This is a genomic window from Vulcanimicrobium alpinum (genome assembly GCF_027923555.1).
GTDB lineage: Bacteria > Vulcanimicrobiota > Vulcanimicrobiia > Vulcanimicrobiales > Vulcanimicrobiaceae > Vulcanimicrobium > Vulcanimicrobium alpinum.
The window spans coordinates 1,767,353-1,780,245 of sequence record NZ_AP025523.1 but is presented as its reverse complement, the minus strand read 5'-3'; the positions used below and the strand labels follow the sequence as shown (position 1 = coordinate 1,780,245).

General features: G+C 69.4%; 12 protein-coding genes. 7 read left to right on the top strand and 5 right to left on the bottom strand.

The genetic code is table 11. From position 1 onward, the window contains the following. The first annotated feature begins 64 nt into the window (after positions 1 to 64). From WPS_RS09170 to WPS_RS09155, 4 genes are read left to right on the top strand one after another with little or no spacing between them, the layout of a single operon-like run. Positions 65 to 340 carry a hypothetical protein gene (locus WPS_RS09170; protein ID WP_317994210.1) on the top strand — a complete coding sequence of 92 codons (276 nt, stop codon included), beginning with the start codon at positions 65 to 67 and terminating at the stop codon, positions 338 to 340. Positions 341 to 380: 40 nt separating this feature from the next. Further along, complete coding sequence (locus tag WPS_RS09165; protein WP_317994209.1) at positions 381 to 782, top strand: hypothetical protein; 402 nt, start codon at positions 381 to 383, stop codon at positions 780 to 782. Positions 783 to 796: 14 nt separating this feature from the next. Further along, positions 797 to 1,456 (top strand): VWA domain-containing protein, encoded by a 660-nt coding sequence (locus WPS_RS09160; protein ID WP_317994208.1) that lies wholly within the window; start codon positions 797 to 799, stop codon positions 1,454 to 1,456. A 42-nt stretch (positions 1,457 to 1,498) separates the two neighbouring features. Then, positions 1,499 to 2,299 (top strand): phosphodiesterase, encoded by an 801-nt coding sequence (locus tag WPS_RS09155; protein ID WP_317994207.1) that lies wholly within the window; start codon positions 1,499 to 1,501, stop codon positions 2,297 to 2,299. A gap of 18 nt (positions 2,300 to 2,317) precedes the next feature. On the opposite strand, the gene WPS_RS09150 is transcribed toward WPS_RS09155, so the two are convergent. The 4 genes from WPS_RS09150 to WPS_RS09135 all read right to left on the bottom strand — a co-directional run bounded on the left by WPS_RS09150 (position 2,318) and on the right by WPS_RS09135 (position 5,493). Beyond that, on the bottom strand, positions 2,318 to 3,475 hold the full coding sequence (locus tag WPS_RS09150; protein ID WP_317994206.1) for an MFS transporter: 1,158 nt from the start codon (positions 3,473 to 3,475) through the stop codon (positions 2,318 to 2,320). Beyond that, positions 3,457 to 4,203 carry an NTP transferase domain-containing protein gene (locus WPS_RS09145; protein WP_317994205.1) on the bottom strand — a complete coding sequence of 249 codons (747 nt, stop codon included), beginning with the start codon at positions 4,201 to 4,203 and terminating at the stop codon, positions 3,457 to 3,459. The genes WPS_RS09150 and WPS_RS09145 overlap by 19 nt, the downstream gene beginning before the upstream one ends. 56 nt (positions 4,204 to 4,259) lie before the next feature. Further along, positions 4,260 to 5,051: an alkaline phosphatase family protein gene (locus tag WPS_RS09140; protein ID WP_317997523.1), complete on the bottom strand. Its 792-nt coding sequence runs from the start codon at positions 5,049 to 5,051 to the stop codon at positions 4,260 to 4,262. 178 nt (positions 5,052 to 5,229) lie between these two features. Beyond that, positions 5,230 to 5,493 (bottom strand): hypothetical protein, encoded by a 264-nt coding sequence (locus tag WPS_RS09135; RefSeq protein ID WP_317994204.1) that lies wholly within the window; start codon positions 5,491 to 5,493, stop codon positions 5,230 to 5,232. A 483-nt stretch (positions 5,494 to 5,976) separates the two neighbouring features. Here WPS_RS09135 and carB point away from each other — a divergent pair, with 483 nt between their 5' ends. Together carB and WPS_RS09125 are read left to right on the top strand one after the other, a co-directional pair. Beyond that, on the top strand, positions 5,977 to 9,198 hold the full coding sequence (carB, locus tag WPS_RS09130) for a carbamoyl-phosphate synthase large subunit (protein WP_317994203.1): 3,222 nt from the start codon (positions 5,977 to 5,979) through the stop codon (positions 9,196 to 9,198). 71 nt (positions 9,199 to 9,269) lie between these two features. After that, complete coding sequence (locus WPS_RS09125) at positions 9,270 to 10,631, top strand: DUF4389 domain-containing protein (RefSeq protein WP_317994202.1); 1,362 nt, start codon at positions 9,270 to 9,272, stop codon at positions 10,629 to 10,631. 3 nt (positions 10,632 to 10,634) lie between these two features. On the opposite strand, the gene WPS_RS09120 is transcribed toward WPS_RS09125, so the two are convergent. Further along, positions 10,635 to 11,540, bottom strand: a complete 906-nt coding sequence (locus WPS_RS09120) for an ornithine cyclodeaminase family protein (RefSeq protein WP_317994201.1) — start codon at positions 11,538 to 11,540, stop codon at positions 10,635 to 10,637. A 138-nt stretch (positions 11,541 to 11,678) separates the two neighbouring features. Here WPS_RS09120 and WPS_RS09115 point away from each other — a divergent pair, with 138 nt between their 5' ends. Next, positions 11,679 to 12,893: an ABC transporter substrate-binding protein gene (locus WPS_RS09115; protein ID WP_317994200.1), complete on the top strand. Its 1,215-nt coding sequence runs from the start codon at positions 11,679 to 11,681 to the stop codon at positions 12,891 to 12,893.

Here is a 12,893-nt window from a genome sequence, read left to right as displayed (position 1 = left end):
CGCGATTCTGCAGACGCGTTTCCCGGAGATCGATCGCCGGCTGAGCGAGCAGATCGCGCGCTTCATGGAGTGGCTGCGCGCGCAGCCGTTCGAGGAGGTTCCCGGAGTCGCCGAGAGCCTCGATTGGCCGCTCGCGCTCACGCGTCTCCATCGCGACGCGCTCGACGAAGCGACGCTCCAGCAGACGCTCCGGTGCATCCTCAAAGTGCGCGCCGACTGGGAGCTGCTGCGCGCCGAGCGCGCACGCTACACGCCGCTGCTGCAGGCCGCCGAGGCGCCGGCGCGCGCGCAGGACGAACCCGATTACGGACTCGGTTCGGTCGTCGCCAACCGCGGCTGACGCGCGGCTCTCGCGCTCCCTGCTCGCGTTCGCGGCGTACGTGCAGGACGAGCACGGTTTCACGCTCGCACGCGTCAAGGTGCACGACGCACTGCGGGCCGTGCACGTCGTCGCGGTCACCGAGCGCGGCCGGCTGCGCGACGCACTGCGCGCGACGCTCTGCGCGAGCGCCGCCGACGCCGCGCGATTCGACGCCGCCTTCGACGCGTTCTTCGCCGGACTCGAAGGCGTAGCGCAGCCCGCGCACCCGCTGCGGCGGACGATGCGCCGCGCGGACGCGACGGGCCGCGGGATCGCCGAATTGCTGCCGAAGCCCGCGGCGTCACGCGACTCGGGAGACGGCGAATCGGCGGCGCGGTGGGATGCGCTGCGAGCGCGATACAGTGCGGCGGAAGGGACCGCGAACCCCCGCCGGTCGAACCGGCCGAGGCGTACGCGGTAGCGGCGGACCGGCTGGTGCGCCGCGTGCGGCGCGGCCGCGCGCTGCGCCGAATGCCGGCGCGCACCGGTTCGCGGATCGACATCCGCCGCACGCTGCGCGAGAGTCTGCAGACCGGCGGCGATCCGGTGCTCGTGCGCCGCTTGGCGCCGCCGCGCCGGAATCCGGGCTTCGTCGCGATCGTCGACGGGAGCCGCTCGATGGCGCCGCACGCCGGCGCGATGCTGCAGTTCGCGCGGGCGCTCGTCCGCCGCACCCGGCGTGCGCGCGCGTTCGCGTTCAGCACCTCGGTCCGCGACGTTACCGAACAGCTGCGCGACGCGTCCCGCCCGCTGGGGAAGCTCGGGACGGCGTGGGGCGGCGGGACGCGCATCGGGAGCGCGCTCGCGGCGATCGTCGCCGCGTACGGTTCACTGTTCACGCGCGACACGGTCGTGCTGATCGCAAGCGACGGTCTCGACGTCGGCGACGCCGCCGCGCTCGACGCCGCGCTGCGCGCGGTGCGCGCGCGGGCCGGCGCAATCGTGTGGCTGCACCCGCACGCGGGCACGCCCGGCTTCAGGGCCGCGACGGCGGGGATGCGCGCGGCCCTGCCGCTTCTACGCGCACTCGTCCCGGCGTCGAGCGCCGACGATTTTCTGCGCTTGACCGAACGGATCTCGACGCCGCACGGCTGATCGTGCCAGGCACCTGGCACTGAGGGGTGATACGGTCGCCTCGTGCTGATCGCCCAGATCACCGACACGCACGTCCGCCGCAAGGGCGACCTCCTGCATCACATGATCCATACCGGACGGGAGCTGCGCCGTGCCGTCGAGGCGATCAACGCGCTGCCGGTGCCGCCGGCGTTCGTCGTCGCGACCGGCGACCTCGTCGACCGCGGCAAGAACAAGGAGTACCGCCGGCTTCGACGGTTGCTCGACGAGCTGGATGCGCCGTGCTATCTCGTTCCCGGCAACCACGACGACGCCGACGGCCTGCGCGCCGCGTTTTTCGATCACCCGTACCTGCCGCCGCGCGGTCCGATCTGTTACGTCGTCGAGATGCGGCCCGTGCGCATGATCGCGCTCGACACGACGCGCGGACGCAAACCGGGCGGCGAACTCGATGCGGCGCGGCTCAGCTGGCTCGATGCACGGCTGCGCGAAGCGCCGTCCGTTCCGACGCTGATCGCGATGCATCATCCGCCGTTCGACATCGGGATCGGTCCGGTCGACGCGCACGCCTTTCGCGGCCGCGACGAGCTCGCGGCGGTGATCGCCGCGCACCCGCAGGTCGTGCGGCTCATCAGCGGGCACATCCACCGCGCCTGCGAGGTCCCGTTCGGCGGGACGATCGCCTCCAGCGCGCCGAGCACCGCGCACCAGCTCATCATCGACCGCGGGGAGAGCGGCGGCCTGACGATGCGCGTCGAGCCGCCCTCGTTCGCGCTGCACCAATGGACGGGCCGCGCGCTGCCGACCACGATCGTGCGCACCGCCGATCCGGGAGCGGCACCGGCACTGCGCGTCGTCTCGTAACGTGATCCTGCGCGCAGATCAGCGCGGGATCCGCACCCGCCACAGCAGGACCGTCCCCAGCGCGAACTCGACGATCACGCAGATCAGCGCGATCCGCGGTCCGAGGCCGTACGCAAACGCATCGTAATAGCCGACCAGCGGTTTGGTGATCGCCGGCGCCGCAACTTGCGGCAGCGTCGTTGCGAGGTTCCACACGCCCATCGCCGAGGCCAGCGCCGCGGCGGGAAGGACGGCGTACGCGATCGCCCAGTCGACGGTGAAGAAGGCGCCCCACGCGAATCCCGCGCCGACCGCGCACCCCAGCGCGACCGGAAACGTCGGCGCCGCCGCGAACGCGCCTACCGCGAGCGCGATCGCGGCGCACGCGATGCTCACGACGACGCGCTTGTCGAGCTGGTCGGCCGGCCGGCCCGCCGCGAACGCGCCGCCGACGCCGGCGATCGTGAAGGCGAGGAACAGGATCCCCGTCGTCGTCTGCGCGTCGGCGACGCCGAGCGATTCGCGCACGAAGAAGTACAGGAAGAAAAAGAGCGTGTAGAAGCCCACGTTGATCAGCGCGCGCGAGACGATCACCGTCCACGCGTTCGCATCGAGCCGCAGGACCGGCGCACCGGAGCGCGTCCCCGCAAGCGGCGCGACCGCGCGATCGGTGATCCACCAGCCCGCCGCGAGCAGCAGCGCGAGCGCAATGCCCAGCGCAATAGCGTGCAGCACGATCGTCAGGACCAGCCCGACGACGCTCCCGCAGAACTGGTTCACGCTCATCCACGACGACGCGCGGCCGACCCGCTCGGGCGCGACGTAGTCGCCGACGATCGCGGCGAACGGTCCGCCGGCGGCGTTCATCCCGATCTGCAGCGCGATCGTCGCGCACCACAGCACCGTCAGCGACGGCGCCGCGGTGACGGCGACGATCGCCGGGAGCGAGACGGCGACGCCGGCGGCGTAAAAGAGGCGCCGGTGGCCTATGCGCGCGCGATAGCGGTCGGAGAGCACGCCGGCGGCGATCTGCACGATCGTCGCGACCGCCGCGCCGGCCCCGGCGAGAACCGCGTAACGTCCGACCGCGTCGGCGGGCGCGAGCGCGCTGACCTGGGCTTGCAGCACGACCCCGAGGATCGGCGTCCAGACGACCTGGATGCCGAACCAGAGCGCGCCTAGCCGAGCCGCGTGCACGCGTCGCGGTACTCTTCGAGCGTGTCGACGTCGTAGCACAGCCCCGGGTCGCAGTCGCGGATCGCCGCGACGGGAATCCCGAGCGTCCGCTGCGCGTGCGCTTCGATCTGCGACACCGTCAAGCGCTTGAACGCGAACCGCAGGCACAGCGCGGGGCCGAGGAGGAGCGCCATCTGCAGCAGCGACTTGCGTGCTGCGAAGAACTTGGTCGCGAAGCTGCGCAGCGGCGCGATCGCGTCCGGCGCGATCACGAAGCCGCACGCGTTGACGAGCCGCTCGCCGCCGAGCGCGACGCCGTAGGGCGGGGCGTTCGGGAAGCGTTCGTCGTAACGCTGCGTCGACGCGATCCCCATCGTGAGCGCGCTGCCGTCGCTGCGCGTGACGAGATCGCGTACGCCGGGGCCGGTCGCGAACGGCAGATCGGAGGTGAGGTAGACGAACCGCTCGCCGGGCCATGCGTCGAGCGCGCGCATGACGTTCGTTCCGCCGTCGGCGGCAGCGTCGATCGTGCGCACGCCGTTCGTGGCGCGCTTCGTTAGGTGCGCACGCACCGCGTCGCCGCCGATCACGGCGATGCCGTCGATCCCGGCATCGGCGCAGGCGTCGAGCACGATGTCGATGAGACGGCGCTCGCCGAACGGCGCGAGCGCCTTGACCGGCGTCCCGATCGCCGCCGCAAACGCGTCGTCGACCAGTCCGCCTGCGGTGATGACCGCGCGTAACGACATCGCCCCGGCCTGCGGCCGGGGCGGTGCGTTCTCCTCTCGCGCGGCGCGGCCGCGCGTCAGTCGTCGAGTTCGGTGACCGGATAGTGTCCGGTGCGCGAGAACGGTTTCGGCGGCGGCGGAGGTGCCTGCTCGATGTTGAGCGGACGGCGCGCCATCGCTTGCGCAACCGGTTGGTTGAAGTTGAGCGCACCGTAGAACGGTGCCGCGGCCGCATCGCGCGATCCGAGCGGCGCCAGCCCGAAGCGCGCCTCGATCGTGGAGAGGATCGAGACGACCTCATAATTCGTGTGGTCGACGACGCCGTGCTGCGCCCACGGCGAGACGATCAGCGCGGGGACGCGGGTCGACGGGCCCCAGCGGTCGACCGGCACCGGCGGCACGTGATCGTAATGACCGCCCGCTTCATCATAGAAGATCATGACGAGCGCGTCTTTCCACACCGGGCTCATCATGATCTGGTTGACGAGATTCGCCGTGTACATCTGTCCGGTCAGCAGGTTGGTGTAGCCGGGATGTTCGTTGTTCGCGCCGAGGTTCTTGACGAAGGAAACCGCGGGGAGATTCCCCGACGCGAGGTCGGTGAGGAACGCGGACTCGTCGGCGACGTGCTGCGCGCCGGGCGTCCCCGGCGCGTAGTTCGCGAAGAACAACGGCGCCTGATGGTGCGCCTGGTACGTTGAATCCGGCGTTCCGGCGTGCGCGTTGTTGAGGCCGCCGGCGTACCATTTCCAGCTCACGCTCGCGGCGGTCATTTCGTCGCCAATCGTCTTGAACGTCTGCACGGGAAGCAGGCTCGTCGGATCGCCCGGCGTCTTCCCCGGCGTCTGCGGATAGTTGTACGGGAACATCGTGTTCACGTGCGTAGCCGTCGGGCGTCAACCGCCCTTCGGGGCTGCCGAGCGCGATCGGATTCCCGGTGACGTCGAGCTTCTCGACGATCGACGCCGGCGCTTGCGCGACGGGATACACCCCCGTGCACGCGCAGAACAGCCACATGTTGTTGATGAACGAGCCGCCGAACGCGCTCTAACGGGAGTTGTCCGCGAGCACGAACTGCTGCGCGATCTTCCCCTCGGGCAGGTTCGTCACGTCGTATTGACCCATGGGAAGACCGCCCTGCGTGCCGTCGCCGGGGACGTTCGCGAGCGCGAGATAGCGGTCCATCTTGCCGCCCGCGCCCGGCTGCGCCGCGGTGATCGGCGCGCCGTCGATCTGATACTGCTGGATGTAGAAATTATGGTTGGGATCGCCGGTGAACGTCGTCGATGCCGGCGGAACGTACCCCGACATGTCGAAGGCCTGTGCCGGCAGGTTTGCCGGAAGCGCGCATCGGGCTTCCCGCCGATCAGCGGCTGCGGCAGCGTCGCGATCGTGTTGCCGTTTGCGTCGACCTGCAGCAGCGTCAGCGCGCCGCTCGAGCCGTTCGCGCCGGGATAGCGCGAGTAGAGGCCGTCGAAGCCCCAGTTCTCCTGCGAGATGACGATGATGTGTCCGATCTTCGACCGCAGGCCGGCCTGCGGCGTGATCTGGGTGGGCGGGACGTTAGGCCCCAGCAGCCCGGCGGTCGCGCCGCCGTTGGAGTTGTTGCAAGCGGAAAGGAACGCTGCCGCAACGGCGGCAGCGAACGCTCGAGCAGGACGCATGCTCCCAATGCCCGACAACAGTCTTACGATGACGTTGAGGGCGAATTAGTGCGAGGCTAAACTGCCGGCTCCGGCAGAAGCAGCCGCCCGGGTGAAGGACCTCGGTCCGGGCGGACGTATCCTGGGCAGGATGCCCCGGCGAACGATCATGGTGATCGGCTCCGGCCCGATCGTCATCGGGCAGGCGGCCGAATTCGATTACGCCGGAGTCCAGGCGTGCCGCGCGATTCGCGAGGAAGGCCACCGGGTCGTCCTCGTCAATTCGAACCCGGCGACGATCATGACCGACCCCGAGATCGCGGACGCCGTGTACCTCGAGCCGCTCACCGTGGCGTCGGTCGAAAAGATCATCGCGCGCGAGCGGCCGGACGCGCTCCTGCCGACGCTCGGCGGTCAAACCGGCCTCAACCTCGCGGTCGAACTCGCCGACGCGGGCGTGATCGAGAAGTACGGCGTGGAATTGCTGGGGACGCCGCTCGACACGATCAAGCTCGCCGAAGACCGCGAACGCTTCAAGGCCAAGATGCTCGAGATCGGCGAGCCGGTGCCGCAGTCGCTGATCGTCACCGACGTCGAATCGGGGGTCGGCTTCGCGAGCGAGATGGGCTACCCGCTGGTCGTTCGTCCGGCGTACACGCTCGGCGGGACCGGCGGCGGCATCGTTCGCGACGAGGCCGAACTCCGCGCGACGCTGCAGACGGGGCTGGAAGCCTCGCTGATCCATCAGGCGCTGGTGGAAACGTCGCTGCTCGGCTGGAAAGAGATCGAGTACGAAGTCCTGCGCGACCGCGTTGGCAACTGCATCATCGTCTGCAACATGGAGAACATCGATCCCGTCGGGGTGCACACCGGCGACTCGATCGTCGTCGCGCCCTCGCAGACGCTCTCCGATCTCGATTACCAGATGCTGCGCACGGCGAGCATCAACGTTATCCGCGCGCTCAACGTGCAGGGCGGCTGCAACATCCAGTTCGCGCTGCACCCCGACCGGCCCGAGTACCAGATCATCGAGGTGAACCCGCGCGTCTCGCGCAGTTCGGCGCTGGCGTCGAAAGCGACCGGATACCCGATCGCGAAGATCTCGACGAAGATCGCGCTCGGCCAAACGCTCGACGAGATCCCCAACCCCGTCACCGGCGGCCGCACGAAAGCCGCCTACGAACCGACGCTCGACTACTGCGTGGTGAAGTTTCCGCGCTGGCCGTTCGACAAGTTCCCGCTCGCCGACACGCGCCTGGGGACGCAGATGAAGTCGACCGGTGAGGCGATGGGGATCGGGCGTACGTTCACTGCCGCGCTCATGAAAGCGGTCCGCGGCCTCGATCTGAAATTCGAAACGCTCACCGGCGGCGCGTTCGCCGAGTGGAGCGACGACGAACTGGAACGGATCCTCGTCACCGCGACGCACGAGCGCCTCTTCGCCGTCTGCGAGCTGCTGCGCCGCGGCCGCAGCGTCAACGAACTGCGCGCGCTCTCGGCGATCGACGGCTTCTGGCTGTACGAGTTCGCCGGGCTGGTCGCGCTCGAGGACGAGTTCCGCGCGCTGCGCGCCGCCGGGCCGCTCTTCGAACAGCCCGAACCGGCGCTCGTGCGGCGCGCGTTCGAGAACGGCTACGGCGCGCGCGGGATCAACGCGCTCTTCGGCGGCGAACTCGCGCACGATCCGACAGAACGCGGGCAATTCCGCATGGTCGATACCGCGGCCGCCGAATTTCCGGCGAGTTCGCCGTACTACTACCTCTCGCGATACGAGCAGGATGAGATGCGGCCGCCGCAGCGCGAAGCGGTCGTCGTCGTCGGCAGCGGTCCGATCCGCATCGGGCAAGGGATCGAGTTCGACTACTCGTGCGTGCACGCCGCCTGGGCGCTGCGCGCGGCCGGCCGCGCGGCCGTCGTCATCAACAACAATCCCGAGACGGTCTCGACCGATTTCGATATCTCCGACGTCCTCGTCTTCGAGCCGCCGGGTCCCGACGAAGTCGAGGCCACGGCGCGCGCGACGAACGCGCGCGGCGTGATGCTGGCGTTCGGCGGTCAGACCGCGATCAACCTCGCCGGCGAGCTGAGCCGGCGCGGGATCGCGATCGTCGGCAGCGACCAGCGCTCGCTCGACATGGCGGAAGACCGCGAGAAATTCGACGCGGCGCTGGAGAAGCTCGGCGTCGCGCGGCCCAAAGGCCACGCCGCGAAGACGTTCCGCGAAGCGCGCGCGATCGCGCGCGAGATCGGGTTTCCGGTCTTGGTCCGGCCGTCGTATGTTCTCGGCGGGCGCGGCATGGAGATCGTCTACAACGAAGGCCAGTTGGCGTCGTACGTCGAGTCGGCGCCGCCGATCACCGCCGGCGCGCCGCTGCTCGTCGACAAGTACATGCGGGGGCGCGAGGTCGAGGTCGACGCTGCGTTCGACGGCGACGACATCCTGATCCCCGGGATCTTCGAGCACGTCGAGCGCGCCGGGATTCACTCCGGCGACTCGATCAGCGTCTATCCGACGCAGACCGTCAGCGATACGATGGAAGCACGGATCGTCGCGGTCACCGAAGCGATCGCGCGCGAGCTCGGGATTCGCGGCCTCATCAATATCCAGTTCGTGATCCCCGAGGGGACCGACGAGCTGCTCATCCTCGAGGCGAACCCGCGCGCGTCGCGCACGGTCCCGATCATCTCGAAGGCGACCGGGATCAACCTCGTCGCGGCGGCGACGCGAATCGCGCTGGGCGAGCGGCTGCGCGACATGCCGTGGGGGACGGGCCTGCGGCCGCGGCCCGACTACGTCGTCGTCAAAGTCCCGGTGTTCTCGTTTGCAAAGATGCGCGGCGTCGAGACGATCCTCGGTCCCGAGATGAAATCGACCGGCGAGGTCCTCGGGATCGACGAAACGTACGCCGGCGCGCTGCGCAAAGGCTTCGTCGGCGCGGGGATCCGGCTGCCGCGCGAAGGCGGACGCGTCCTCGTCTCCGTGAGCGACGAAGAAAAGCCCGACGCCGTCGACTTGATGCGCCGGCTCGTGGCGCTCGGCCACACGCTGGTCGCGACGCCGGGGACGCACGAGCTGCTCACCGCGCACGGGATCGCTGCCGAGCGCGTCAACAAGATCGGCGATCCGTCGCCGAGCGTCCTCGACGTCATCGGCCGTCGCACGGTCGACCTGGTGATCAACGACTTTAAAAGCAGCCGCAGCCAGACGGACAACTACCGCATCCGCCGCGCCGCCGTCGAGGCCTCGATCGCCTCGCTGACCTCGCTCGACACCGCACGCGCGCTGGTCACCGCCCTCGAATCCGAAGCCGGGCCGCCCAAGTCGCTCCAGGAGTATCAGGCGACGCACGGCGCCGTCCTCACCTCCCCGTAATAAGATTCACGCCGCCTTCGCATCGTCGCGATACCGTAACGCCGGCGGGTTCGTCGTGGAGGGACCCAGTCGTGAGCGAACGCCGGAAAATCGCCGTCCTGTTGGCCGGAAGCGTTTTGGGCTGCGCGTCGTTGCTGATGCTCGTGCCGGGCCTCGCGCTCGTCGCCGCACCGCGCGACGAGAGCGGGTTCCGCGCCACGCCGCAGCAGCGCTACACGACGGCGGCGTATGCGCTCGCGTCGCCGCGCTTCGACGTCGCCCCGCCGCCGGGCGTGCTCGGGGCGCTGGGCGGGCAGCGAATGGGCGCGATCCGCGTGCGCGTCCGCAGCGAGAGCGGCGGCGCGATCTTCGTCGGGATCGGCCGCGAAGCCGACGTCCAGCAGTACTTGGCCGGCGTCCCCTACCAAGTCGTGCGTAGCGGCCGCGAGGATTCCGCCGCGACCGTGGTGCGCAACGCGGGACCCCTCGTGCGTCCCAGCCCGCCCGACCAGCGCGGCCTGTGGGAGGTCCGCTCGAGCGGCCGAGGGCCGCAGCTCCTCGACTGGCGGGTGCGTCCCGGCCGCTGGATGCTGGTGGTGATGAACGCCGACGCCGCTCCGCTGGTCGACGTCTCGCTGACAACCGGGTTCAAAGCGGACTGGCTCAACGCGCTTGCCGCGGTGCTGATGGTCATAGGTGCGATCGGCACGGCGCTCGCGCTGCTGACGATCCTCTACGGCGGGATGATCCCGCTGCCCGTCGCCTCGCCCGGACCGTCCGTCTATCCGGTCGCGCTCGACGGCCACCTCACGGAGCCGCTGAGCCGATGGCTGTGGGTGGTGAAGTGGTTCCTCGCGATCCCGCACGCGGCGATCCTGTTCTTGCTCTGGATCGCGTTCGGCGTCCTCACGGTCTTCGCGTTCGCGGCGATTCTCGCCACCGGGCGCTATCCCGCGCCGCTCTTCGCGACGAACGTCGGGATCCTGCGATGGAATTGGCGCGTCGGCTTCTACGCGTACAGCGCGCTGGGCACCGATCGCTATCCGCCGTTCAGCCTGCTCGATGCCGATTATCCGGCGCACCTCGCCGTCGCCTATCCGCAGCATCTCTCGCGCGGCACGGCGCTGATCAAGTGGTGGCTGCTGGCGATCCCGCACTATCTCATCCTGGCGATCTTCAGCGGAACGTGGTGGTACGTCGACGCCTCCGGCGCCGGAGCGATGCAGTCGCGCGGCGGCCTCCTGCAATTGCTCGTGCTCGTTGCGGGCATCGCGATCGCGGTCACCGGGCGCTATCCGAGCGGGCTGTTCGACCTCGTGCTCGGACTCAACCGCTGGGTGATCCGCGTCGTCACGTACGTGACGCTGATGCACGACGCGTACCCGCCGTTCCGCGTCGACGCGGGAGAAGAAGAACCGGGGCCGCGCGGCATGGGGATCATGCCGGCGTCGTAGCGCTCAGACGGGGGCGGCCCGCGCCGCGCGCGCCGCGATCAGTGCGGCCGACGCGACGTCTTCGATCGCGATCCCGACCGATTTGAAGATCGTCGTCTCGGAAGCCGGTGCCGCTTTGGTGCCGGCGATGATCTCGCCGGCCTCTGCGTAGATCGACGCGTGCGAGAGGATCACGTCTCCCGCTTCGACGAGCACGGCTTCGCGTGAGTCGACGACGAGCACGTTCGCCATCGCGTCGTCGTCGAGTTCGCGCCAAGTCGGACGGCATGCGCCGACGGCATTCACGTGCGCGCCGGGCTTCAGCCACGCGCCGACGAGCACCGGCTCGCGCGCGCTGGTCGCGACCACGACGACGTCCGCACCGCGCACGGCGCTCTCCGCGTCGGTCGCGACCGCGCCGTGCTCGGCTGCGAATCGGCGCGCGTGCTCCGGCGTGCGGCTCCACACCCGCACCTCGTCGAACGGCCGGATCGTCCTCAGGACTTCGAGATGCGAGACCGCCTGCACGCCGCTCCCGAGAATCGCGAGGACGCGGGCGCCGGGCGACGCGAGCCGCTTCGTCACCGCCGCGGAGACGGCGGCCGTGCGCATCTCGGTGATGAGCCGGCCGTCCATCACCGCTACCGGTTCCCCGGTGTCGGGACGGAACAGCAGCACCATCGCCATGTGGGTCGGGACGCTCGTCCCGGCGTTCGCCGGGTAGAACGTCACCAGTTTGACGCCCATTGCGTCGGGCGCGATCGCGGGCATGACCCCGAGGTAGCGCGCGTTCTCCTCGACGGTCAACACCTGCCGCACCGGCTGCTGCACGCGCCCCCCGGAGAAGGCGACGAGCGCGTCCTCCATCGCGGCGACGAGTTCGTCCCAGCGCAGCAGCGCACGCACGCGTTCCTCGTCGAAATACCGCATCGACCCGACTTCTGCGCCGGCACGCGAATGCCGTCCCGAAGCGGAGCGATGAACGATATTTCCTTCCCCGCGCGAAGGAACGAGGGCTCCGACACCTAACGACGGCGCAACTTCGCCCCCGCCTACGAGGTAGGTCCGATGCGCTTTTCCCGATCCGTCCCGGCAGCGCTCGCGGTCGCGCTGCTGTCGTCATCGTTCTCGGTACCGCCTGCACGGGCCGCCGACAGCGGCCCAATCAAGATCGCACTGATCACCGACATGAGCGGTGTGTATGCCGCGCTCGCCGGCCCCGGCGCCGTCGAGGCCGTGAAGATGGCGGTGGACGACTTCGGCGGGAAGGTCCTCGGACGTCAGATCATCGTCGATGTCGTCGACCACCGCAATCAAGGCCCGGTCGCGCAGGCGAAAGCGCGCGAAGAATACGACAGCGGTGCCGAGCTCGCGCTCGACATGACGAACTCCGCCACCGCGATCGCGGTCGCCGGCGTCGCCAAGGACAAGCACAAGCTCGCCATCGTCACCGGCGGCGCGTCGTCGGCGCTGACCGGCGCGAACTGCAACAAGTACACCTATCACTACGCGTACGACACCTACGCGCTGGCGAACTCGACCGGCGCGAACATCACCGCGAGCGGCGGGAAGAAGTGGTACGGGATCGTCCCCGACTACGCATTCGGCGCGCAGATGCTCACCGACTTCACCGATGCGGTGCAGCGCAAGGGCGGCGAGTTCGTCCACTCCGATAAGATGCCGCTGGGCACGACCGACTTCTCGTCGTACATGATTGCGGCGAAGAACGCGCACCCCGACGTGCTCGGCCTGCTCAACGCCGGCGCCGACACGGTCAACAGCATGAAGGCTGCCAAGCAATTTCAGCTCGACAAGCAGATGAAGATCGCCGTCGGCCTGCTGTTCCTCTCCGACGTCGACGCCCTCCCCGACGTGTTCGCCGGTTCGCGCATCACGACGTCGTGGTATTGGAACGAAGACGCGGCGGCGCGCAAATGGGCCGACCGGTACGCGAAAGCGATGCACGGGCTCCGTCCCACCGACATTCAGGCCGCCGACTACTCGGCGACGACGCAGTGGCTCAACGCGGTGAAGGCCGCCGGCACGACCGACGCCGACGCGATCGTAAAGTACCTCGACGGCCGGCAGTTCAACGACTTCTACGCGCACGCCGGCGAATGGCGCGCGCGCGACCATCGCGTGACCCACGAGATGTACGTCGTCGACGTGCTCTCGAAGGACAAGATCAAGGAGCCGCACGGGTGGTTCAAGATCGTCCAGACGATCCCGCCGAGCCGTGCGTTCCGCCCCGAATCGCAATCGACGTGCAAGAAGGACTGGTAG